23 protein-coding genes are annotated in these 21,623 nt (G+C 73.4%); 3 read left to right on the forward strand and 20 right to left on the reverse strand.

The window, feature by feature from the left end; all coding sequences use genetic code 11:
• Nucleotides 1-59: 59 nt before the first annotated feature.
• The 5 genes from ACPYN7_RS14910 to ACPYN7_RS14930 all read right to left on the reverse strand — a co-directional run bounded on the left by ACPYN7_RS14910 (nucleotide 60) and on the right by ACPYN7_RS14930 (nucleotide 4,784).
• Nucleotides 60-395, reverse strand: coding sequence for a DUF3039 domain-containing protein (locus ACPYN7_RS14910; RefSeq protein ID WP_157571420.1), 336 nt, complete (start codon nucleotides 393-395; stop codon nucleotides 60-62).
• Between the two features lie 65 nt (nucleotides 396-460).
• Nucleotides 461-2,116 (reverse strand): hypothetical protein, encoded by a 1,656-nt coding sequence (locus ACPYN7_RS14915; protein ID WP_231738410.1) that lies wholly within the window; start codon nucleotides 2,114-2,116, stop codon nucleotides 461-463.
• Nucleotides 2,098-2,949, reverse strand: a complete 852-nt coding sequence (locus ACPYN7_RS14920) for an ABC transporter ATP-binding protein (RefSeq protein WP_058874696.1) — start codon at nucleotides 2,947-2,949, stop codon at nucleotides 2,098-2,100. The genes ACPYN7_RS14915 and ACPYN7_RS14920 overlap by 19 nt, the downstream gene beginning before the upstream one ends.
• A 170-nt stretch (nucleotides 2,950-3,119) precedes the next feature.
• Nucleotides 3,120-4,079, reverse strand: coding sequence for a tetratricopeptide repeat protein (locus ACPYN7_RS14925; RefSeq protein ID WP_424348176.1), 960 nt, complete (start codon nucleotides 4,077-4,079; stop codon nucleotides 3,120-3,122).
• A 363-nt stretch (nucleotides 4,080-4,442) separates the two neighbouring features.
• Nucleotides 4,443-4,784: a hypothetical protein gene (locus tag ACPYN7_RS14930; protein WP_058874698.1), complete on the reverse strand. Its 342-nt coding sequence runs from the start codon at nucleotides 4,782-4,784 to the stop codon at nucleotides 4,443-4,445.
• A gap of 73 nt (nucleotides 4,785-4,857) precedes the next feature.
• On the opposite strand from ACPYN7_RS14930, the gene nucS reads away from it, so the two are divergent.
• Both nucS and ACPYN7_RS14940 read left to right on the forward strand, forming a co-directional pair.
• Entirely contained in the window at nucleotides 4,858-5,553 is a 696-nt protein-coding gene (nucS, locus tag ACPYN7_RS14935) for an endonuclease NucS (RefSeq protein ID WP_058874699.1), read from the forward strand.
• Between the two features lie 280 nt (nucleotides 5,554-5,833).
• Nucleotides 5,834-6,037, forward strand: coding sequence for a cold-shock protein (locus tag ACPYN7_RS14940; RefSeq protein ID WP_017833253.1), 204 nt, complete (start codon nucleotides 5,834-5,836; stop codon nucleotides 6,035-6,037).
• A gap of 76 nt (nucleotides 6,038-6,113) precedes the next feature.
• Here ACPYN7_RS14940 and murA read toward each other — a convergent pair whose 3' ends face one another.
• From murA to ACPYN7_RS15015, 15 genes are all read right to left on the reverse strand, one after another.
• Nucleotides 6,114-7,391, reverse strand: a complete 1,278-nt coding sequence (murA, locus tag ACPYN7_RS14945; RefSeq protein ID WP_058874700.1) for a UDP-N-acetylglucosamine 1-carboxyvinyltransferase — start codon at nucleotides 7,389-7,391, stop codon at nucleotides 6,114-6,116.
• 123 nt (nucleotides 7,392-7,514) lie between these two features.
• A complete protein-coding gene (locus ACPYN7_RS14950; RefSeq protein ID WP_058874701.1) occupies nucleotides 7,515-7,790 on the reverse strand; it encodes a F0F1 ATP synthase subunit epsilon in 276 nt (91 codons plus the stop codon).
• Between the two features lie 2 nt (nucleotides 7,791-7,792).
• Complete coding sequence (gene atpD, locus ACPYN7_RS14955; RefSeq protein ID WP_058874702.1) at nucleotides 7,793-9,259, reverse strand: F0F1 ATP synthase subunit beta; 1,467 nt, start codon at nucleotides 9,257-9,259, stop codon at nucleotides 7,793-7,795.
• Between the two features lie 55 nt (nucleotides 9,260-9,314).
• Nucleotides 9,315-10,226, reverse strand: a complete 912-nt coding sequence (locus ACPYN7_RS14960; RefSeq protein ID WP_058874703.1) for a F0F1 ATP synthase subunit gamma — start codon at nucleotides 10,224-10,226, stop codon at nucleotides 9,315-9,317.
• Between the two features lie 60 nt (nucleotides 10,227-10,286).
• Nucleotides 10,287-11,912, reverse strand: coding sequence for a F0F1 ATP synthase subunit alpha (gene atpA / locus ACPYN7_RS14965; protein WP_058874704.1), 1,626 nt, complete (start codon nucleotides 11,910-11,912; stop codon nucleotides 10,287-10,289).
• Nucleotides 11,913-12,056: 144 nt separating this feature from the next.
• Nucleotides 12,057-12,869: a F0F1 ATP synthase subunit delta gene (locus ACPYN7_RS14970; protein WP_424348177.1), complete on the reverse strand. Its 813-nt coding sequence runs from the start codon at nucleotides 12,867-12,869 to the stop codon at nucleotides 12,057-12,059.
• Entirely contained in the window at nucleotides 12,869-13,420 is a 552-nt protein-coding gene (locus ACPYN7_RS14975; protein WP_424348178.1) for a F0F1 ATP synthase subunit B, read from the reverse strand. Before ACPYN7_RS14975 ends, ACPYN7_RS14970 begins: the two co-directional genes overlap by 1 nt.
• A gap of 47 nt (nucleotides 13,421-13,467) precedes the next feature.
• Complete coding sequence (gene atpE / locus ACPYN7_RS14980; protein ID WP_017833261.1) at nucleotides 13,468-13,671, reverse strand: ATP synthase F0 subunit C; 204 nt, start codon at nucleotides 13,669-13,671, stop codon at nucleotides 13,468-13,470.
• 117 nt (nucleotides 13,672-13,788) lie between these two features.
• Entirely contained in the window at nucleotides 13,789-14,583 is a 795-nt protein-coding gene (gene atpB, locus ACPYN7_RS14985) for a F0F1 ATP synthase subunit A (protein WP_058874707.1), read from the reverse strand.
• 33 nt (nucleotides 14,584-14,616) lie between these two features.
• Nucleotides 14,617-14,994, reverse strand: coding sequence for a hypothetical protein (locus tag ACPYN7_RS14990; protein ID WP_424348179.1), 378 nt, complete (start codon nucleotides 14,992-14,994; stop codon nucleotides 14,617-14,619).
• The gene (locus ACPYN7_RS14995; RefSeq protein ID WP_424348180.1) at nucleotides 14,981-15,379 is read right to left on the reverse strand and encodes a hypothetical protein; all 399 of its coding nucleotides are present in this window, start codon (nucleotides 15,377-15,379) and stop codon (nucleotides 14,981-14,983) included. Before ACPYN7_RS14995 ends, ACPYN7_RS14990 begins: the two co-directional genes overlap by 14 nt.
• Entirely contained in the window at nucleotides 15,376-16,494 is a 1,119-nt protein-coding gene (locus tag ACPYN7_RS15000; RefSeq protein ID WP_424348181.1) for an MraY family glycosyltransferase, read from the reverse strand. Before ACPYN7_RS15000 ends, ACPYN7_RS14995 begins: the two co-directional genes overlap by 4 nt.
• Nucleotides 16,491-18,419: a polysaccharide biosynthesis protein gene (locus ACPYN7_RS15005; RefSeq protein WP_424348182.1), complete on the reverse strand. Its 1,929-nt coding sequence runs from the start codon at nucleotides 18,417-18,419 to the stop codon at nucleotides 16,491-16,493. Before ACPYN7_RS15005 ends, ACPYN7_RS15000 begins: the two co-directional genes overlap by 4 nt.
• 68 nt (nucleotides 18,420-18,487) lie before the next feature.
• Complete coding sequence (locus ACPYN7_RS15010) at nucleotides 18,488-19,327, reverse strand: glycosyltransferase (RefSeq protein WP_082697144.1); 840 nt, start codon at nucleotides 19,325-19,327, stop codon at nucleotides 18,488-18,490.
• Between the two features lie 4 nt (nucleotides 19,328-19,331).
• Complete coding sequence (locus tag ACPYN7_RS15015) at nucleotides 19,332-20,249, reverse strand: glycosyltransferase (RefSeq protein ID WP_058874711.1); 918 nt, start codon at nucleotides 20,247-20,249, stop codon at nucleotides 19,332-19,334.
• Between the two features lie 208 nt (nucleotides 20,250-20,457).
• Between ACPYN7_RS15015 and ACPYN7_RS15020 the strand changes: the two genes are divergently transcribed.
• On the forward strand, nucleotides 20,458-21,429 hold the full coding sequence (locus ACPYN7_RS15020) for an NAD-dependent epimerase/dehydratase family protein (RefSeq protein WP_058874712.1): 972 nt from the start codon (nucleotides 20,458-20,460) through the stop codon (nucleotides 21,427-21,429).
• Nucleotides 21,430-21,623 lie beyond the last annotated feature (194 nt).

Raw genomic sequence — 21,623 nt, forward strand, 5'->3', positions numbered from 1 at the left:
CGGCGGCGGGCCACGCAAAAGCGCCCGCCGGCGGCGGGCGCTTGCTCGACGGGCGGTGCTCAGCCCTGGTCGTCGCCCTGGTCGTTCGGGGGGCGCAGGCCGTCGTAGATCTCCTTGCAGGTGGGGCACACGGGGAACCGCTGCGGGTCGCGGCCCGGGACCCAGACCTTGCCGCACAGGGCGATCACCGGCTCGCCCGAGAGGGCGGACTCCATGATCTTCTCCTTGCGCACGTAGTGCGCGAAGCGCTCGTGGTCGCCCGGCTCCTGGAGCTCCCGGGTCTCCTCGCGCTCGATCGTGGAGGTGCCCCCGGCCGGCTGCGCCGGGTCGGTGCCGTAGGGGCTGTCGTCCAGGCCGTTCGTCGGGGTGCCGGTGGTCGCCGCTGAGACATGCATGGGCGCCACTTTACCCCGTTCCCGCCGGCCCCGCGTGCCCCGGCGGGCTCCCGCACCGGCCCGGCTCAGCGGAACTGGGCGACCTCCAGGAGCAGCTCGGGGGCCCGCCGGTCGTACCAGCGCCCGCCGAGGACGATCCCGCCCCAGCACAGCAGCGGACCGAGCACCGCCCCGGCGGCCAGCGCGCCCCAGCCCCAGACGGGGTCGCCGGTGAACAGCTGCACGAGCAGGAGGACGGCGGCGGGCAGCATGAGCACGACGACGAGCCCCAGCGCCACGAACTGCACCAGGACGTTGAGGACGGTGAAGCCCTGCGGCGTCTTCAGCGGCGACGCTCCCGGTGGGGCCACCGGATAGGTGTACCGGGCGGACATCACCGAGGACAGGCCCGCCCCGCCCAGCAGCGCCAGCAGCGCGGTGCCCGCGATCCCGGGCAGCAGCTGCCAGCGGCCCTCGACCGCGAACGGCAGCAGCAGCCCGAGGGCCGTCAGCGGCACGGCGATCACGAGCAGCGCGAGCACCCGGCCCGCGCGGTCGTGCACGCCCCGCACCCCCGAGAGGACGTGCAGGTGCAGGGCGGTGTTGTCGTAGGACACGTCGCCCGAGATCTGGTAGGCGAGCAGCGCCGCGATCATCGGCCCCAGGCCGTAGAGGAGGACGCTGCCGCCACCGGGGTCCCGGGAGAACCACAGGAGCACGGCGAGGGCGGGGATGACCAGCAGCCCGGCGGCGTAGCGGGGGTCCCGGACCCAGTAGACCAGGCACCGCGCGGCGACGGCCGCCCACGGGCGTCGGGGCACCCGGTCGAACAGCCCCGCGCCCGCGGCCCCCTCGCGCGGGGCCGCGGCCCGCCCGCCGGCCGCGCTGGTCAGCGCCCGCTCCTGGGCCGTCCGCCAGACCAGCACGAGCAGGACGGTGGTCAGCGCGGTGACGGCCAGCCGGGCGGCGGCCGGACCCCACCGGCCCGCGGCGACGTCCGCGGGCACCGCCCACACGGCGCCGACGGGGGTCCACGCCAGCACGCCGGCGTACTGCGGCAGCCGGTCCCACAGCCGCTCGAGCCCGCTCAGGAGGCCCGTGAGGATCGGGCCGAGCAGCACCAGCAGCACGAGCGCCGCCAGCGAGACCAGCTCCGTGAGCCGCCGCCGGCGGCCGAGACCGACGGCGAGGGCCGTGACGCAGCGGGAGCCCGCGACCAGGAGGGCGAGCGCCGCGGGCACGCACACGAGGGCCGCGAGCAGCGCGGCCGGGGACGAGCGCCAGGCGCTCGCCGCCGCGAGGAGCGCCACGGTGGTGAGCGCGCCCGGCACGCCGACGAGCGCGCCGAGCGCCTGGCCCCACTGGACCTGGCCCACGGAGAGGGGGAACAGGGCGAGGCGGGCGGGGTCCAGCGTGGCGTCGGCGCGCGCGGCGAGGACGGGCAGCAGCCACCAGGCCAGCACGGCCGCCGTCCCGGCCAGCACGAGCACGGTGCGCACCAGGGACAGCTCCTGGCGGCCGAGGAGGAACAGCGCGACCACGGCGAGGCCCAGCAGGAACAGGAAGTAGGCCGCGCCGAGCACGGTCCCCACGAGCACCCAGGTGCTGCGGGTCAGGGTGTTGACGAGGATCCTCGCCTTCAGGCCCACGAGACGGCCGGCCAGGACGGCCGTGCCCGCCCGGGCGGGGGCGAGGCCCCCCGGGGACGGGGCGAGGTCGGGGCTCACTCCGGGCGCAGCCACGAGAGCCCCTCCCCCGTCTCCCGGCGCCCGCCGACCAGCTCCACGAACCGGTCCTCGAGCGTGGCCCCGGCCCGGACCTCGTCGACCGTCCCGGCGGCCAGCACCCGGCCGCCGTCCATGACGGCGACGTGGTCGCACATCCGCTGCACGAGGTCCATGACGTGGCTGGAGACGACCACGGTCCCGCCGGCGGCCACGAAGCCGTGCAGGATCTCGCGGATGTTGGCGGCCGAGACGGGGTCGACCGACTCGAACGGCTCGTCGAGGACCAGCAGGCTCGGGGCGTGGATGAGGGCCCCGGCCAGCGCGATCTTCTTGGTCATGCCGGCGGAGTAGTCCTGGACCTGCGTCCCGGCGTCGGGGACCAGGTCCATGACGCGCAGCAGGTCCTCGGTGCGCTCGGCCACGACCGCACGGTCCATGCCGCGCAGCAGACCGGAGTAGGTGACGAGCTGACGTCCCGTGAGCCGGTCGAACAGGTGCAGGCCGTCCGGCAGCACCCCCATGAGCTGCTTGGCCCGCCGGGGCTCGGCCCAGACGTCGACACCGGCCACCCGGGCCGTGCCCGCCGTCGGGCGGAGGAGGCCGGTGGCCATGGACAGCATCGTGGTCTTGCCGGCGCCGTTGCGCCCCACGAGCCCGAAGAAGGAGCCGCGGGGGACGTCGAGGTCCACGCGGTCCACCGCGACCTTGGCCTCGGGGGTGCCCGGGCGGCCGAAGACCCGCACGAGGCCGCGCACGCTCAGGGCCGGCGGCCCTCCGGACGGTGGCACGGACGCGGCCGGGGCGCCGGCCCGGTCCGGGGCGGTCTGCGGGAGGTGCTGGTGGCTCATGCGTTCAGCGTAGGCAGGCGGGGACCCGGCACGCCTCCGGCGCGCGGCGGAGCCCGGCCGGGGCGGGTGCTCCGCCGCGCGGTGGACGAGGGGCGGCGGCACCGCGCCCGGACCCGCCGGGCGGCCTCAGCAGGCCGTCCCGGCGGACGGGGGCGCGGAGGGCCGAGGGCTCAGAAGAGGGCCCGCATCAGCGCGCCCCGGGCGGTCACCACGCGCGGGTCCTCGGCGCCGACCACGTCGAAGAGCTCGAGCAGGCGCAGCCGGACGGTGTCGCGCTCGTCCCCCGCGGTGCGCCGCACCAGCGCCAGCAGCCGCCGGAAGGCGTCCTCCACGTGGCCGCCCGAGACGTCGAGGTCGGCGACGGCCAGCTGGGCCGCCACGTCGTCCGGGGCGGCGGCGGCCTCCGCCCGCACCGTCGCGGCGTCGAGGGGCAGCACGCGCTGGAGCAGGTGCACCTGGGCGAGGGCGAGCTTCGCCTCCCGGTCCCCGGGGTTCTCGGCGATCGCCTTCCGGTACGCCGCCTCGGCGGCGTCGACGTCCCCCGCCTCGAGGGCGTCCACGGCCTCCTGGTGCAGCGGGGGCAGAGGCTCCGGCTCGTCGGTGCGCACGGGCTCCACGGTGCCCGTGATCCCGTTCTGCTCGGCGAGCGCGAGCAGCTCGTCGAGGAACTGGGCGACCTGCTCGGGCGGGACCGTGGAGTTGAACAGCGGGACGGGCCGGCCGCCGAGCAGCGCCACCACGGTGGGCACGGACTGCGCCTGGAACATCTGGGCGATCTCGGGGGCGGCCTCGGCGTCCACGGAGGCCAGCAGGATCCGGCCCCGGTAGCGGTCGACGACCTGCTCCAGGGTGTCGGTGAACGCCACCGACTGCTCGCTGAAGCGGGCCCACAGGGCGAAGACCACGGGGACCTGGGCGGAGAGCTGGGCGACCTCCTGGACGTCGGCCGCCGTCACCTCCCGGCGGTATCCGCCCGGCCGGTCCCCGTCCGCGGGCGGGGCACCGGGCGCGGCGGCGGGTGCGGCGCCCAGGTCCACCGCTCCGCGCACCGACGAGGGGAGCTCGGTCTCCTGCGCCGGCGGGGCGCTCTCTGCGGTGCTGCGGGGCTGCTGGTGCTGGAACTCGTTCACGGGGCGTCTCCTGGGTTCTCGACGACGGGCCCGGCGGTCCGCTCGGCCGTCGGGGCGCTGGTCCGGTGGCCGGCGGTCCGCGCCGGCCGGCCGGGTGGGCGGTCTGGGTGGGCGGTCGGGGCCGACCGCGGGACGGCGCCCGGCGGGCGCCGCGGGTCCTCCCCGATTATCGGCCCGGCCGGGGCTGCTCGGCCACCGGGGCGGCGCTGTGTCCGCTCCCGGCGTGACGCCGGCCGGGCCCGCTGCGGGGGCCGGCGTGACGGCCTCCGGGGACAGCCGCGGGTGGTCGGCGTCGCGGCGGGCGGGGGCTCAGCGGCCGGTGCGGGTTCAGCGGCGGGCGGGGGCTCAGCGCCCGGTGCGGGTTCAGCGGCGGGTGCGCCAGCAGCGCTCGTGCCAGTGGCGGCGGTCCTCGAAGGCGCTGCGCGCGCCCAGCAGGGAGTCCTGCTGCCAGACGACCAGGTGCGCGGTCCCCGGCGGGACGGGCCGGCCGCAGCCGGGGCAGGTGTAGGTCTTGACCGCGTTGGCGGGCCGGACGTGGCGGACCATCCAGTCCCCGTCCGCCGAGCGCTCCACCGTGGGCGCCGGCTCCAGGACCCGCTCGACCGACCAGGGCTCCTGCGCGGCGCCGCGCTGCCACTTGCTGGCGCGCGGGCCGGGCCCGGGCCCGCCGCGGCGGCGGCGCGAGGAGTGGTTGGAGCGTGGCACGGCGTCATCCTCTCACACGGTCCGCCGCGGCCCCGGTCCGGACCGTCCCGCGCGGACCGCTAGGCTGGTCCGCGTGCGTCTCGTCATTGCCGATTGCTCCGTCGACTACGAAGGGCGTCTGCGCGCCCACCTGCCCGCCGCCCGGCGTCTTCTGCTCGTGAAGGCCGACGGCTCCGTGCTCGTGCACTCGGACGGCGGCAGCTACAAGCCCCTGAACTGGATGAGCCCGCCCGCGCGCCTGCACGTCGGCGAGCCCGAGGCGGAGCTCGCGGCCGAGGGCGTGCTGCAGACGTGGACCGTCCAGGCCGCCAAGAGCGACGACCGCCTGGTCATCCAGGTGTTCGCGATCCACGAGGACGTCTCCCACGAGCTGGGCACCGACCCCGGGCTCGTGAAGGACGGGGTCGAGGCCGACCTCCAGCGGCTGCTGGCCGAGCAGATCCACCGGCTGGGCTCGGGGCACACGCTCGTCCGGCGCGAGTACCCCACCGCGATCGGCCCGGTCGACATCCTGGCCCGCGACGCCGCCGGCGCCACCGTGGCGGTCGAGCTCAAGCGCCGCGGGGACATCGACGGCGTGGAGCAGCTCACCCGGTATCTCGAGCTCCTCAACCGCGATCCCCTGCTGGCGCCCGTGCGCGGGGTGTACGCCGCCCAGCTCATCAGGCCCCAGGCCCGGGTGCTCGCCGAGGACCGGGGCATCGCGTGCCTGACCCTCGACTACGACGAGATGCGCGGGCTCGACGACAGCGACTCGCGCCTCTTCTGAGCCCGGCCCGGACGCACGCGCCGGGCACAGGGCCCGCAACACGCGATGATCAGCAGGCGAACAACGTTGACCGCCCCCGGGGAGTGTGTGAAGCTGAACGTGTTCTTCGTTCCATGTTTTGCATGCTCGCAGAACGGGTAAGCGAGCGTGATGTTCGACCCTGACCCTGGTCCCCGCCCCTCGGGTGCGGAGCCCTCGGCCCTCGGCTCATCTCGTCCTACCGCCCTTCCGTGCACGACCTGTGCACACGTTTCGCACCATCTCGCAAGGAGAGATCTTCATGGCCCAGGGCACCGTCAAGTGGTTCAACGCTGAAAAGGGCTTCGGCTTCATCACCCCCGACGACTCCGACTCGGACGTCTTCGTCCACTACTCGGAGATCCAGTCGGGCGGCTTCCGCACCCTCGAGGAGAACCAGCGCGTCGAGTTCGAGATCGGCCAGGGCCAGAAGGGCCCGCAGGCCACCGGCGTCACGCTCATCTGATCCGCTTCCCGCGCACCGGCTGAGCACGGAGCCCCGCCCCCGTCCCGGGAGCGGGGCTCCGTCGTGCCCGCCCCGCTCAGTACGCGGTGCCCACCAGGTGCCGTTCGACGGCGGCCCCCGCCGCCCCGAGCTGCTCCACGAAGTGCTCGTAGCCGCGGTCCACGTGCTGGACGCCGCTGACGTCCGTGGTCCCGACCGCGGCCATCCCCGCGATCACCAGGGCGGCGCCCGCCCGGATGTCCATCGCCTCCACCGGCGCGCCGGAGAGCACGGACACCCCGGCCACCAGGGCGTGGTGGCCGTCCAGGCGCACGCTGGCGCCCAGCCGCTCCAGCTCGGCCGTGAAGCCCCAGCGGGCCTCGAAGACGTTCTCGGTGACCATGCCGGAGCCCTCGGCCACCGCGTTGAGGGCCACCACGAACGGCTGCAGATCGGTGGGGAACCCCGGGTACGGCAGCGTGGACACGTTGATCGCGCGCGGGCGCGGCGGCCCGGCGACCACGAAGCGGCCCCCGTCCGTGTCCACGCGGCAGCCCGCGGAGCGCAGCTTGTCCAGCACCACGGTCAGGTGGTCCGGCTCGGCGCCCTCGATCTCCACCGTCCCCCCGGTCACGGCGGCGGCGAACGCCCACGTGCCCGCCACGATCCGGTCCGGCACCGTCCGGTGCTCGACCGGGCGCAGGGAGTCCACCCCGGTGACCGTGACGGTGCTCGTGCCGAGCCCCTCGATCCGGGCGCCCATCGCCTGCAGCATCCGGCCGATGTCCACGATCTCCGGCTCGCGGGCCGCGTTGTCGACGACGGTGGTGCCCTCGGCCAGGGTCCCGGCCATCATGAGGTTCTCCGTGGCGCCCACCGAGGGGTAGTCGAGGCGGAAGTGCGTTCCGCGCAGGCTCCGGGGCACGGACGCCACGAGGTAGCCGCGCTCGATCTGCAGCACCGCCCCCATGGCCTCGAGGCCCGCCCGGTGCATGTCCAGTCCGCGGGAGCCGATGGCGTCCCCGCCGGGCAGGGCGACCTCGGCCACGTGGCACCGGGCGACCAGCGGGCCGAGCACGGAGATCGACGCGCGCATCGCCCGCACCAGGTCGTAGTCCGCCTGGTGGTGCAGCACCGCCGGCACGTCGATCCGCACCGTCCGCTCGGCGCGGTCGTAGGTCACGGCGCAGCCGAGCCGGCGCAGCAGCTCCGCCATGATGGTCACGTCGTGGATCTCGGGGACGTTCGTGATGGTCGACTCGCCCTCGGCCAGCAGCGCGGCCGCCATCAGCTTCAGCACGCTGTTCTTGGCCCCCGAGACGCGCAGGGTGCCGTTGACCGCGGTGGGTCCGTGCACGACGATCTTCTCTTCCATCCACTCTCCTGGGCGGTCTCGCCGGGGCGGGGCCCCGGATACGGCTGCGGCCTCCGCACCGGTGGTGCGGAGGCCGCAGCTGTGGTCGGCGCGCGGGGCCGGGCCCCGCGCGGACGGGCGGGATCAGGCGGCCGCGGCTCCGGACAGCTCCACGTTGTCCGCCACGATCGTCACCCGGTCGTGGTCCACGAAGACGAAGCCGGCGTCGATCGTGCCCTCGACCCGGGCGCCGTCCGCGGGGTCCACCGCGAAGTCACCGGGCTTGAGGATGCCGGCCACGGCCTCGTGGCCGGGCAGGATACCGATGTCGCCCTCGGACGTGCGGACCCGGACCATCCGGGCCGTGCCGGTCCACACGGACTCCTCGAGGGAGACGATTTCGACGATCATCTCGGCCATGACTACTTGCCGCCGGTCCGGGACTTGATCTCGTCCCACTTCTGCATGACGTCCTCCAGGCCGCCGACGTTGTAGAACGCCTGCTCCGGCACGTGGTCGAACTCGCCCTCGGTGATCTTCCCGAACGCCTCGATGGTCTCCGCGAGCGGGACCGTGGAGCCCTCGACACCGGTGAACTGCTTGGCGGTGTAGGTGTTCTGGGAGAGGAACTGCTCGATCCGGCGGGCGCGCGAGACGACCACCTTCTGCTCCTCGGAGAGCTCCTCGACGCCGAGGATCGCGATGATGTCCTGCAGCTCCTTGTTCTCCTGCAGGATCGACCGGACGCGGATCGCGACGTCGTAGTGCTCCTGGCCCACGATCTGCGGGTCGAGGATGCGCGAGGTCGAGGTCAGCGGGTCGATCGCCGGGTACAGACCACGGGAGGCGATGTCGCGGGAGAGCTCCGTGGTCGCGTCCAGGTGGGCGAACGTCGTGGCCGGGGCCGGGTCGGTGTAGTCGTCGGCGGGCACGTAGATCGCCTGCATCGAGGTGATCGAGTGGCCGCGGGTCGAGGTGATCCGCTCCTGCAGCACGCCCATCTCGTCCGCCAGCGTCGGCTGGTAGCCCACGGCGGAGGGGATGCGGCCCAGCAGGGTCGAGACCTCGGAGCCGGCCTGGGTGAAGCGGAAGATGTTGTCGATGAACAGCAGCACGTCCTGGTTCTGCACGTCGCGGAAGTACTCCGCCATCGTGAGACCCGTCAGGGCCACGCGCAGACGCGTTCCGGGCGGCTCGTCCATCTGGCCGAACACGAGGGCGGTGTCCTTGAGGACGCCCGCCTCCTCCATCTCGACCCAGAGGTCGTTGCCCTCACGGGTGCGCTCGCCCACGCCGGCGAAGACCGAGGTGCCGCCGAAGTTGCGGGCCACACGCGTGATCATCTCCTGGATGAGCACGGTCTTGCCCACGCCCGCGCCGCCGAACAGGCCGATCTTGCCGCCCTTGATGTAGGGGGTCAGCAGGTCGATCGACTTGATGCCGGTCTCCATCATCTCCGTGGAGCCCTCGAGCTCCGCGAAGGACGGCGCCTTGCGGTGGATCGGCCACCGCTCGGTGATCTCCAGGGCGGAGGTCTCGACGTCGAGGGCCTCGCCGAGCACGTTGAAGATGTGGCCCTTGACCACGTCGCCCACGGGCACGGAGATCGGCCCGCCGGAGTCCTTGACCTCGGTGCCGCGCACCAGGCCGTCGGTCTGCTGCAGGGAGATCGCGCGGATCATGTTGTCGCCCAGGTGCTGGGCCGTCTCGAACGTGATCGTCCGCATCTCGCCGTTGAGCTCGTACCGGGCGGTCAGGGCGTTGTAGATCCCGGGCACCGCGTGCTCGGGGAACTGGACGTCGACGACCGGCCCGATGACCCGGGCGATGCGGCCCGTGGCGCCGCCCGAGACCGGCTGCCCGGCCTGTTCGCTGATGGTGGCAGTCATTTCTCTCACTTCACTTGTTCGTGGTGGTCAGTTGCTGGATCGCCGGGACGGCCCGTCAGAGGGCCTCGGCGCCGCTCACGATCTCGGTGAGCTCGGTGGTGATCTCGGCCTGGCGGGCGTTGTTCATCAGGCGCGTGTACTTCTTGATGAGCTCGTCGGCGTTGTCGCCGGCCGCCTTCATGGCCTTCTGCCGGGCCGCGAGCTCGCTCGTGGCGGCGTGGGCCAGGCTCGCGAACAGCCGGGCGTCGATGTACCGCGGCAGGACCGCGTCGAGGAACTCCTCGGGGTTCGGCTCGAACTCGAAGGTGCTGTCCGGCTCCTCCAGCTCGTCGAACTCCTGGGCGACCTCGTCGGTCAGCGCGTTGGCGTCCACGACCTCCAGCGGCAGCAGCCGCAGCACCCGGGGCTCCTGGACGACCATCGACTTGAACGTCGTGTAGACGAGGTGGATCTCGTCGACGCCGCCGCTCTCGTACGGGGTCTCCAGGTCCTCGATCAGCACCTTGCGCAGCTCGCGCGCCCGGTCCGGCTGGGCGTTGTCCGTGTCCCCGGTCCAGTTCCGCTCGTACGGGCGGCTGCGGAAGTCGAAGTACGCCTGGGCCTTGCGGCCGATCAGGTAGACCTTGGTCTCCTTGCCCTCCCCGTGCAGCAGCTCGAGCAGGCCCTCGGCCTCCTTGAGCACGTTGGACGAGTAGGACCCGGCCAGACCGCGGTCCGAGGTCATGATCACCACGGCCGACCGGCGCACCTCGTCGGCCCGCGTGGTCAGGACATGGGAGACGTTGTGCTGGGTGGCGACCTGTGAGACCGCCCGGGTCAGCGCGTTCGCGTACGGACGCGCCGCCTGCAGACCCTGTCGGGACTTGTTGATGCGCGAGGTCGCGATCATCTCCATGGCCTTGAAGATCTTCTTCATGGACTTGGTCGACGCGATCTTGTTCCGGTAGACCCGAATCTGCGCTCCCATGTGACTTCCTTTCGTCACCGTGCCCGGTGCGCGGCCGAGGCCGCGCACCGGACCGACCGGTTACTTCCTGACGATCCGTTCCTGCTCGACCTCGGACGCCTCGAGGGGCTCGTGCTCCTCGTGGCCCGGCTCGATCCCGTGCTTGGTGCCCCGGAAGTCCCGCTTGACCTCGGCGACGGCGGTCTCCAGGGCGGCGACGGCGTCGTCCTCGAGCTTGCCGGTGCCGACGATGGAGTCCATCACGTTCGTGGTGCGGCGCACGTGCTCGAGCAGGGCCTGCTCGAAGTCGAGCACGTCGGCGACCTCCACCTCGTCCAGGTGGCCGTTGGTGCCGGCCCAGATCGACACGACCTGGTCCTCGACCGGGTACGGGGTGTACTGCTTCTGCTTCAGCAGCTCCATCAGCCGCGCGCCGCGGGTCAGCTGCTGACGGGACGCCGGGTCCAGGTCGGAGGCGAACATCGCGAACGCCTGCATCGAGCGGTAGGACGCCAGCTCGAGCTTCAGCGTGCCGGAGACCTTCTTCATGGCCTTGACCTGGGCGGCGCCGCCGACGCGGGACACCGAGATGCCCACGTCCACGGCCGGGCGCTGGTTGGCGTTGAACAGGTCCGACTGCAGGAAGATCTGGCCGTCGGTGATGGAGATCACGTTGGTGGGGATGAAGGCCGAGACGTCGTTGGCCTTCGTCTCGATCATCGGCAGACCGGTCATCGACCCGGCGCCCAGCTCGTCGGAGAGCTTCGCGCAGCGCTCCAGGAGGCGGGAGTGCAGGTAGAAGACGTCGCCGGGGTAGGCCTCGCGCCCCGGCGGGCGGCGCAGCAGCAGCGAGACCGCACGGTAGGCCTCGGCCTGCTTGGACAGGTCGTCGAAGACGATGAGGACGTGCTTGCCGCCGTACATCCAGTGCTGGCCGATGGCCGAGCCGGAGTAGGGGGCGAGGTACTTGATGCCCGCGGCGTCGGAGGCCGGAGCCGCGACGATCGTCGTGTACTCCAGGGCGCCGTTGTCCTCGAGGGTCTGGCGCACGCCGGCGATGGTCGAGGCCTTCTGGCCGACCGCCACGTAGATGCAGCGCACCTGCTTGTTGACGTCGCCGGACTCCCAGTTCGCGCGCTGGTTGAGGATGGCGTCGACGGCGATCGCCGTCTTGCCGGTCTGGCGGTCGCCGATGAGCAGCTGGCGCTGGCCGCGGCCGATCGGGATCATCGCGTCGATGGCCTTGATGCCGGTCTGCAGGGGCTCGTGCACCGACTTGCGCATGGTCACGCCCGGGGCCTGGAGCTCCAGGGCCCGGCGGCCCTCGGCCTCGATCGGGCCGAGGTCGTCGAGGGGCGCGCCCAGCGGGTCGACCACGCGGCCGAGGAACGCGTCGCCCACCGGCACGGAGAGGACCTCCCCGGTGCGCTGGACCTCCTGGCCCTCCTCGATGCCGCGGAAGTCGCCGAGGATCACGACGCCGATGTCGCGGACGTCGAGGTTCTGGGCGAGACCGAGCACGCCGTTCTCGAAGCGCAGCAGCTCGTTGGCCATGACCGAGGGCAGGCCCTCGACGCGCGCGATGCCGTCGGAGGCGCTGCTGACGCGGCCGACCTCGGTTCGTTCTGCGGTGCCGGGCTCGTAGGACGCGGCGAATTCGCTCAGCGCGCTACGGACGTCGTCGGCATTGATGGTGACTTCGGACATGTCCTGTCCCTGCTCTCCTAGTTCGTGATCACTGCCTCAGCGGTGACCGTGAGTCCAAATCTGTGGCGGAACGCTGCGCTGGTCCACCGGCCGGCCGGCCGGGGCGCCCGTCCGGGGCGGCGTCGTGGCCGGCCCCGAAGCGGGTCAGGCCCCGATCCGCTGGCGCAGCTCGTCGAGTCGGGCGGCGACGGAACCGTCGATGACCTCCTCGCCGACCTGCACCTTGAGCCCTCCGATCAGCGCCGGGTCGACGTCCACGGTGAGCTTGAGGTCCCTGCCGTACACCGCGTTCAGCTGCTGCTGCAGCCGGCCGCGCTGCTCCTCGGTCAGCGGCCGCGACGTGCTCACGTGCGCGATCCACCGCTGGCGGCGGGCGGCCACCTCCTCCGCGAAGCGCTCGACGAGACGCCCGACGAGGGCGCCCCGCGGCGAGAGCACGGCCTGCTCCACGAGCAGCAGCGCCTCGTCCGAGGCGCCCGGGGTCAGCCGCCGGGCCAGCCGCGTCTTCGCCTCGACGTCGGCGCGGGGGTCGGCCAGGGCGCGCTGCAGCTCGTGCGAGCCGTCCAGCACCCCCTTGAACGCGATCAGCTGGTCCACGACCTGCTCGAGGCCCTCGAGCCCGCCACGGTTCTCGGCGGACGCCGCGGTGAGGGCCACCCCGGCGTGCTCGAGGGCGTCGGTGAACTCGCGGTCGGCGCTCCAGCGGCGACCGGCGAGGTGCGCCACGATCTCCACGGCGTCCGGGGAGACCTTCTCGGCGAAGAGCCGGCGCACGACCTGCTCGCGCGCCGGCCCCTCGTAGGAGGGGTCGGCCAGCGCGCGGCGCAGGGCCCCGTTCTCGTCGAGGACCGCGAGCACGCCGAACAGCTCACGGGCGAGCGCGGGGCCGGCGGAGCCGGCCCAGCGCTCGACCTCCCGAGCGTTCTGCTGGGTGAATTCGTTCGCTGCGTCTGCCATTACCGCGCCGCACCTGCATTCCGTTCCTGCTCCTGCTCCAGGTCGGCGAGGAAGCGGTCGACCACCCGGTTGGACCGGGCGTCGTCGTCGAGCGACTCGCCCACGATCTTCGCCGCGAGCGTGGTGGCCAGGGTGCCCACCTCGTTGCGCAGGGAGACCACGGCCGCCGAGCGCTCCGCCTCGATGGTGCGGTGGGCGTTCTCGGTGATCCGCGCCGACTCGGCGTTCGCCCGGTCCTTGAAGTCCGCGAGGATCTTCTCGCCCTCGAGGCGGGCCTCCTCGCGGATCTTCTGGGCCTCCAGGCGAGCGCTCTCGAGCTGCTGGTTGTACTCGTCGCGGGCGGCGGCGGCCTCGGCCTGGGCGGCCTTGGCCTTGGCCAGGCCGCCTTCGATGGCCTCGGTGCGCTCACGGTAGACCCGCTCGAACGCCGGCACGACGAACTTGACGACGAGGAAGAGCAGGATCAGGAACCCGATGCCGGTGATCAGCATCTCCCAGACATTGGGGAAGAGGGGGTTCGCCCCTTCCTCGGCTGCCAGCAACATGGTCATGTGCGCGATTCCTGTTCTCTAGGAAGGACTTGTACGGGTTGCGCCACTCAGGCGATGAACGCGAGCACGAAGCCCAGAATCGCGAGCGCCTCGACCACGGCGAAGCCGAAGAACAGCATCGGCTGGAGCACGCGCTGCGACTCCGGCTGGCGGGCGACGGACTGCATGTACGCGGCGAAGATCAGACCCACGCCGATGCCGCCGCCGATGGCAGCCAGACCGTAACCGATAGCACTGAGCGAACCAGTCATGAGGGGTATTTCCTTTCTAGGTGCCCGGGGGCCGGGCGTCGTAGCCGTGTCGGCTCTGAACATTTCGGGGTTGGACCGAGGGGGTCCGGCCGGGGCCGGAGCAGTGCTCCGCCGGTGTCAGTGGCCCTCTTGCAGGGCGCCCTGAACGTAGACGGCGAAGAGGAGGGTGAAGATGTAGGCCTGGAGGACCTGGATCAGGATCTCCAGGAAGTAGATGAACACGCCGAGCACGGTGGAGCCGAGGGCGACCACGCTGATGGCGCTGGCCTGCGAGAGCAGGTATCCCGTCATGGAGGCCGCGACCATGAGCGCCAGGTGACCGGCGAACATCGTGGCGAACACACGCAGGGCGTGCGTGACCGGGCGGATGATCAGGTTCGAGAGGAACTCGATCGGGATGAGGAAGATGTAGAGCAGCTTCGGGACGTCCGGCGGCATCGTCATCTTGCCCATGAAGCCGCCGAACCCGTGCCGCTTGATGCCCATGAAGACCCAGGTGACATAGGCGATGCCGGCCAGGACGTAGGCGGAGCCCGCGTGGGAGAGGGTCGGCAGCTGGAGCACCGGGATGGAGCCGAAGAGGTTGTTCACCAGGATGAAGAAGAAGAAGGTGAACAGCAGCGGGATGTAGGGGCGGAACTCCTTCTCACCGATGATGTCCCGGCCGAGGTGGTTGCGCACGAACCCGTAGCCGCTCTCCGCGAGGTACTGCGACTTCGAGGGGACGAGGGCGTTGCGGCGGATGGCCCACATGAAGAAGCCGGCGATCAGGACGACCGACAGGAGGATCAGCAGCATCTGCTTGCCGAACTCGAAGGTGCCCAGCTCGAAGAACGGCGGCAGGTGCATCTCGTCGACGGTCGGGGCGGTGAATCCTCCGGTGGCGGGGAGCCTGATGAGGGCGGCGTTCAATGCGGGTCCTTTCTGCAGTGCTCTGGCCGGTGGTCACGGTCGGGGCGCCGAGTCCGGGCCGGACTGGTGCGGGTTGTGAGGATCTGCACCGTCGGAGGTCGGACTCCGACGGAGTCCCTCCTGCATGTGGAGGTACACGACGTAGATCCCGGACGCGGCGCCGATGCACGCTCCCAGGACCACGATCCACCGGGTTCCCAGCACGCGATCCGCACCCCACCCTACCAAACTCCAGAACCCCATCCCGATCACCACGTAGAGCAGTGTCGTGAGGCCTCCGGAGAGCCCTCCGCCCTCCACGAGCTCCCCCGCGGTGCGCAGTCCGGGAGGGTCGGCGGGTGCTCCCTCCGGCGCCCCGGGCGGCGGAAAGCCGTCCGGGCGCCGGGCGTCGTCGCGGTCATCCGTGCTCATGGTCGTCCTGCTTCCTGTCGTCGGTGTCCCCGGGTGCGCCCGGCGTCTCCGGGCGCGCGGCCTCGGCCGCCCGCCGGGCCTCGAGCAGCGGTCCCAGGGCGGCACGGGTGCCGCGGGCGCCCGCCCGGGCCGCGAGGACCAGCGAGACGGCGAGCGCGCCCAGCACGCCCGCCGCGGTCCAGCCCGGCACCAGCCACGGCGGCGCCGGCACGGTGAGCAGCACCCAGCCGAGCAGCAGCACCTTGAGCACGTAGGTCCCGGCGAGCGCGGGGGCGGCGACCGGCCCGTCCGCCCCCGCGGTGGCCCGCGCCACGAGCAGGGTGATCAGGTGGCTCGCGGCGACCAGCCCCGCACCGAGCAGGGCGCTGAGGGCGGCCGCGCTCACGGGCGGATCCCCACCCGGGACCGGGACGCCGCCCGGCGCCCGAGCAGCCCGGGCAGCACGAGGTAGAGCGCCAGCACGGCGAGCACGAACGCGCCGGCCAGGGCCGTGGCGGCCGGCCCCGTGCGCAGGCCCAGGACCGAGGCGACGCTCACGAGGACGGTCGCGGCCGTGACGACGAGCGCGGAGCCCGTGTGGGACAGTCCCACGTCGGTGAGCCGCTGGTAGACGTGCTGGCGGTGCGGCCGGTACCAGGCCTCTCCCGCGCGGACCCGGCGGAGCAGCGTCACGGCGGTGTCGGCCACGTAGACCGCGAGCGGGGGCAGGAGGTACTCGACGTAGACGCCCGAGAGGAACGCCGCGACCGCGATGCCGGCCAGCGACCCGCCCAGCAGGTAGGAGCCCACGTCCCCGAGGAACACGGTGCCGCGGCCGAGGTTCCAGGGCAGGAACCCTGCGAAGCCGCCCGCCACGGCCAGGCCGGCGGCGACCATCCACGGCAGGTCGTTCGAGGCCCCGGCCCAGGCGTAGAGCAGCCCGGCGGCCAGGCCGTGCAGCCCCGAGATGCCGTTGATCCCGTCCATGAAGTTGGCCATGTTCACGTAGGCCGTGATCGCGAGGGTGCCCACGGGCAGCCACCACGCGGAGGTGCCGAGGACCGCGACGAGGACGGACGTGGCGGCCAGGCCGATGCCCAGCTGGACGGCCAGGCGCGCCCGCACGGACACGCCGCGGTAGTCCTCGGCCCAGCCCAGGGCCGCGAACAGCGCGGCGACGGCCAGGACCACGAGCGCCACGGAGCGGTCGACCTCGATGGCCCCGGTGAGCAGCGCGGAGCCGTAGGCGAGGAGCACGGCCACGGCCACGGCCAGGCCCATGCCCCGGACGACCGTGCGCTGGTGGGAGGAGCGCTCGTTGGGGACGTCGAGCACGCCCCACCGGGCGAGCAGGGGCTTGACGGCCAGCGGCAGCAGGAGGCTGAGCACGAGGGCCGGGGCGCCGACCGTGAGAACGAGCTCCCCGAGCTGGCGCAGCTCCTCCGGGTCGGGGGCAGCTCCGGGGTCGGTGAGGTCGAGGCCGGCCGGGAGCAGCGCGGCCGGGACCGTGGCCGCGCTCACGACGCCCGTCCCGAGGAGCTGCGCGGGCGCTGGACCGACGTGGGCGGCGGCTGCGTGGACGGCCGCACGACGGGGATCGTGCCCGTGTAGACCATGCCGCCGCGCACCTTCCACGTGTGCCGGTCCAGCTGGGCGGGGTCGAGGCGGTCGGCGCGCGCGTGGGAGATCTTGGGGTGGAAGGGCCGCTCGTCCTTCTCGCCGAGGCCGATGAGGTCCTCGTGCAGCTTCTCCCCCGGGCGCAGCCCCGTGACCTCGATCTCGACGTCCTCGCGCCCGCTCATCACGCGCAGCCGCTCGGCGATGTCCATGATCCGCACGGGCTCCCCCATGTCGAGGATCAGCACCTCGCCGCCGCGGGCGATCGCCCCGGCCTGGATCACGAGCTGGCAGGCCTCGGGGATCGTCATGAAGTAGCGGGTGGCCTCGGCGTGCGTCACCGTGATGGGGCCGCCCTGCCGGATCTGCTCGGTGAACAGGGGCAGCATCGAGCCGCGGGAGCCGAAGACGTTGCCGAAGCGCACCGAGGCGTACCGGTGCCCGGTGCGGTCGGCCATCCAGGCGGTGAGCTTCTCCGCGACGCGCTTGGAGTGGCCCAGCGCCGTGGTGGGGTTGGCGGCCTTGTCGGTCGAGATGTTGACGAAGACCTCGACGCCCGCGCCCTCGGCGGCCTGCAGCACGTTGAGGGTGCCGATGACGTTGGTCTTCCACGCCTCGTCGGGGTACTGCTCGAGCAGGGAGACGTGCTTGAGCGCGGCGGCGTGGAAGACCACCTGGGGCAGGCGGTCGCGGAAGATCGTGCCGACGGACTCGGGGTCGCGGATGTCGGCGAGGACGGTGTCGCGGCCGTCGAGCAGGCCGCGGCCCGTGATGGAGATCTGGGTGCTCTGCAGGGCGGACTCGTCGCGGTCCACCATGATCAGCTCGGCCGGCTCGAAGCCCACGAGCTGGCGGCACAGCTCGGAGCCGATGGAGCCGCCGGCGCCCGTGACCAGGACGCGGCGGCCCTTGACGTAGCCGGCGATCTCCTCGACGTCGATGTCCACGGGGCGGCGCCCGATCAGGTCCTCCATGCTGATGTCCCGGAAGTCCGTGGCGCGGTGCTCGGCGGTGAGCACCTCGCCGAGCGGGGGCATCGTCATGACCCGGATCCCGGTGCCGGCCACGGCGTCCGCGACCCGGTGCATGATGCGGGGCTCCGGGCTGGACATCGCCACGATGAGCACGGAGGCGCGGGTGCGGGCCATGACGTCGCGGACGTCGTGCAGGGTGCCGAGCACGGGCACGGACGAGATCCGCAGGTGCTTCTTGGCGGGGTCGTCGTCGAGCAGGGCCACGGGCAGGAACTCCGAGTGCGGGTCCTGCATCATGCGCTGGATGAGGAACGTCCCGAGGTAGCCGGCGCCGTAGACCACCACGTGCTGGGCGGACGCGCCCGGGCGGGCGGAGGCCTCCTGGTACATCCGCTTGAGGTAGCGGAAGGCCGCCATGAACAGGCACGCGAAGGGGAACGCGATCAGCGCGGTGGAGCGCGGGATGCCGATGCTCGTGCCCACCAGCAGGAGCAGGACCTGGAGCACGGCCGTGACGATGAGGGTGACCACGACCAGGAGCTTGGCCTCGTCGAAGCTGCCGAAGGAGTACCGCCCCTTGTACAGGGCGAAGGAGAAGCCGACGACGAGCTGGGCGGCCACGGCCACCAGGGACACCAGCAGCAGCCCGGGGGCGCTGATGAACTGGAGGTCCATCTCGTAGCGCAGCACCAGGGCCAGCACGAGGGCCACGACCCAGGCGACGGAGTCCAGCAGCATCTGGATCCACAGCCACGCCACGGGCCGGTCCGGCGGGGAGGCGCGGGGCGGCGCCCCCCTGCCGGCGTCCCCGGGGGGCACCGCCGTGCCGGCGGGGCGCTCGGGCTCACCACTCATCGCGGACGTTCCTTTCGTGGTCGGTGCCGGAGCCGGGGGCCGGCGGGCTGGGGTCCGGTGCGGGACGGTCAGCGGCGGGGTGCGCCGACCATGGCCCGGTAGGCGAGCTCCCGGAGCCGGGTGGGGACGAACCGGTAGCCGCCGCGCACCACCACGTTGCGCACCCATTGTAGGAACCCCACGTGGCCGATCCCGCGCAGCCGGGCCTGGAGGGCGAGCTCCGCGCGGAGCACGCGCCACCCGCCGCGCCGCTCGTAGGAGCCCGCGGAGACCCGGTAGCCGACCAGCGGCTCGGGCACGTTGCGCACGTCGGCGCCGGCGCGCAGCATCCGCACCCACAGCCAGTAGTCCTCGGCGAGGGGCACGTGCACGTAGCCGCCGGCCGCCCGCACGGCCGAGCGCCGGAAGACCACGGTCGGATGGCTCACGGGGTTGCGGCGCCGCGAGACGGAGCGGATGTCCCGCTCCCCCACCGGGGCGCGGCGCAGGGCGATCGGGGTCCGCTCGTCGTCGCCGATCTCGTGCATCGAGGAGCCCACCAGGTCGGCCCCGGCCTCGATGACGGGCAGCTGCACGGCGAAGCGGCGGGGATAGGAGACGTCGTCGGCGTCGGCCCGGGCCACCACGTCGTGCCGGCACCGGTCCAGCCCGGCGTTGAGCGCCGCGGCGAGCCCCTGGTTGTGCTCGAGGTCGACCCGCACGACCGGCACGGGCAGCTCGCGCGCGAGGCGGTCCAGCTCGGCCTCGAGCGGCGCGGGGACGGGGCCGTCGCGCACGACGACGAGCTCGGCGGGCCGGCGCCGCTGCTCGACGGTGGCCGACTCGGCCGCACGGCGCACCCGCTCCGCGGTGTCGGCGCGGTAGACGGGCATGAGCACCGAGAACTCGAGGCCCGGGGAGCCGCTCACGGCGTCACCGCGGCCCGCCGAAGCCGCGGCCGCGCATCCCGCCCACGTAGCGGCCCGCCCAGGACGCGAGACCGGCCGCGTCCCGCCGGCGCAGGTAGTAGAGGGGGTAGCCGACGAGGTCGGCGCCGAGCTGGACGACCCGCTTGTACCGCCACGTGGTCCAGCCCCGGTTGCGGAAGAAGTGCTCGCGCTTGAACGCGGTGGTGGGCACCACGACCTTGAGCCGGCCGGGGACCACGACGTGCTCCTCGTCCCAGCCGGGAGGATGGGCCACGGCGGTGCGCGTGGTGGTGCCGAAGGGCAGCCCGGAGCGGCGCAGCCGCACGAGGAAGTCGACCTCGTCGCCGCGCAGGAAGAGCTTGAGGTCCGGGAGCCCGACCGTGAAGAAGACGTGCTCGGCCATGAGGGCGCCGTTGAAGAAGGTGGCGTGGCCGGGCAGGAAGCCGAGCGGCTCCAGGTCCGCGCGGGAGTGCGTGATCCGTCCCTCGAGGCGGTGGGAGAAGGCCAGCGCGCCGTGGTCCTGGGGCGCCACGACGAGCGGGGAGACGACCGACAGGTCCCGCCGGGCGGCCTCGTGCAGGAGGACCTCGAGGCAGTCGGGGCCCTCCGGGCGGGCGTCGTCGTCCATGAGCCAGACCCGGTCCGCGCCGGTGGCGAGCGCTGTCAGGATCGCCAGGGAGAACCCGCCGGCCCCGCCCAGGTTGGCGAGGGAGCGCACGAGCCGCAGCTCGAACCGGCCGTCGACCGCCTGCTCCAGCGCCTGCCGCGGCAGCGGCTCGCGCCCCGCGTCGACCAGGCACAGGGACGCGACCGGCACCGTCTGCTCCCGCAGCGCGGCGACGAGCGCGAGGACGTCCTCGTGCCGGTCCTGGGTCACGCAGGCCACCGCCACCGTGGGGGTGGGCGTGGGGTCGGACGGCATGCGGCTCCTCCAGTGCGGTGACGGGTGCGGGGACGGGTGCGGGGGTCCGGCGCGGGGTGGCCGCCGGGACGTCCCGAGTCTAGCAAGCGGCCGCCGGGCGGCCGGGCCGGCGGGCCGCGTCGCCCCGCCCCCGCGCGGGCCGGTCTGTACGATGAGCGCAAGGATCCGGACGACGGCGACCGGCAGCGGCCGGCGGAGAGGAAGCACCGTGACATCGACGACGTGGGCAGTCCTGGGAGCGACGGGGTTCGTGGGTTCCGCGACCGTGGCCCGGCTGCAGGCGGACGGCCAGACGGTGGTCCCGGTCTCCGCGCCGCGGCTGGGGTCCGGGGCGCGCACGGTCCACCACCTGCTCCAGCAGGCCGGCCGGCTGGAGTCCGTCATCGACTACCTCGCCGAGTCCTTCGCCGGCGCCCACGTGGTCGTCAACGCGGCGGGCCTGGCGGCCCCGGACCAGACGCACGAGGAGTCCCTCGTCGGGGCGAACGCGCTGCTGCCGGTGCTCGTGGCCCTCGCAGCGCGCCGCACGAGCGTGCGCCGGATCGTGCACATCAGCTCCGCGGCCGTCCAGGGCGACGTCGACGTCCTCGACGAGACCCCCACGGTCCGGCCCTTCTCCCCCTACTCCTTCTCCAAGGCCCTCGGCGAGAGCGCGCTCCTGAAGCTGCGCCGCGACTGGGCGGGCGAGGACGGGGCCCCGGCCGTCACGGTGCTGCGCGCGACCTCCGTGCAGGGCTCCGGACGGCGCACCACGGCGCGGCTGGCCCGCTTCGCGTCCTCGCCGCTGAGCTCGGTGGCCGGCGACGGCACCGCGCACACCCCGGTGACCTCCGTGCACGCCCTGGCGGAGTTCGTCTCCCGGGTCGGACGCCACCGCGAGGAGCTGCCGCCGGTCGTGCTGCAGCCGTGGGAGGGCGCCACCACGGCCTCCATCCTGCGGGACGCCGGACGGCGGGAGCCGCGGCACCTCCCCGTGCTGCTGAGCCGGCTCGTGGTGGACGCCGGGTTCGCGGTCTCCGCCCTGGCCGGCCACCGCTGGCACGGAGTCTTCCGCCGGCTCGAGGTGACGTGGTTCGGCCAGCGCCAGGTGCGCGGCTGGGCCGAGGAGCACGGCGCGGTCCCGGAGCCGCGGATCAGCGAGGTGCTGCGCCAGGCGCACCTCGCCGCCGGCCGGGGCTGAGCACCGGCCGGGCCGTCCCCGGGGACGGCCTCAGGCCCCGCCGCGACCGCGCGCCACGAGCCGGGCGGCCTCGTCGACCGGCAGGGGCCGCGGCTCCCCCGGGGTCCCTGGGCGCGCGACGCGCCTGCGGTCCTGGTCCACGGCCGGGCGGGCGCCCGCCGCGGAGCGCGCCACGAGCGCGGCGGCCAGGCCCT

Origin of the sequence: Kocuria sp. CH-021, assembly GCF_049716185.1 — a bacterium.
In the GTDB taxonomy this organism is placed as follows: Bacteria; Actinomycetota; Actinomycetes; order Actinomycetales; family Micrococcaceae; genus Kocuria; species Kocuria cellulosilytica.

Bases quoted from the DNA above. Each gene is read 5' to 3' on its own strand.
- ACPYN7_RS14910 (WP_157571420.1), bottom strand. From the start codon at position 395: ATGCATGTCTCAGCGGCGACCACCGGCACCCCGACGAACGGCCTGGAC.
- ACPYN7_RS14920 (WP_058874696.1), bottom strand. From the start codon at position 2,949: ATGAGCCACCAGCACCTCCCGCAGACCGCCCCGGACCGGGCCGGCGCC.
- ACPYN7_RS14940 (WP_017833253.1), top strand. From the start codon at position 5,834: ATGGCCCAGGGCACCGTCAAGTGGTTCAACGCTGAAAAGGGCTTCGGC.
- murA (WP_058874700.1), bottom strand. From the start codon at position 7,391: ATGGAAGAGAAGATCGTCGTGCACGGACCCACCGCGGTCAACGGCACC.
- ACPYN7_RS14950 (WP_058874701.1), bottom strand. From the start codon at position 7,790: ATGGCCGAGATGATCGTCGAAATCGTCTCCCTCGAGGAGTCCGTGTGG.
- atpD (WP_058874702.1), bottom strand. From the start codon at position 9,259: ATGACTGCCACCATCAGCGAACAGGCCGGGCAGCCGGTCTCGGGCGGC.
- ACPYN7_RS14960 (WP_058874703.1), bottom strand. From the start codon at position 10,226: ATGGGAGCGCAGATTCGGGTCTACCGGAACAAGATCGCGTCGACCAAG.
- atpA (WP_058874704.1), bottom strand. From the start codon at position 11,912: ATGTCCGAAGTCACCATCAATGCCGACGACGTCCGTAGCGCGCTGAGC.
- ACPYN7_RS14970 (WP_424348177.1), bottom strand. From the start codon at position 12,869: ATGGCAGACGCAGCGAACGAATTCACCCAGCAGAACGCTCGGGAGGTC.
- ACPYN7_RS14975 (WP_424348178.1), bottom strand. From the start codon at position 13,420: ATGACCATGTTGCTGGCAGCCGAGGAAGGGGCGAACCCCCTCTTCCCC.
- atpE (WP_017833261.1), bottom strand. From the start codon at position 13,671: ATGACTGGTTCGCTCAGTGCTATCGGTTACGGTCTGGCTGCCATCGGC.
- ACPYN7_RS14990 (WP_424348179.1), bottom strand. From the start codon at position 14,994: ATGAGCACGGATGACCGCGACGACGCCCGGCGCCCGGACGGCTTTCCG.
- ACPYN7_RS15005 (WP_424348182.1), bottom strand. From the start codon at position 18,419: ATGAGTGGTGAGCCCGAGCGCCCCGCCGGCACGGCGGTGCCCCCCGGG.
- ACPYN7_RS15015 (WP_058874711.1), bottom strand. From the start codon at position 20,249: ATGCCGTCCGACCCCACGCCCACCCCCACGGTGGCGGTGGCCTGCGTG.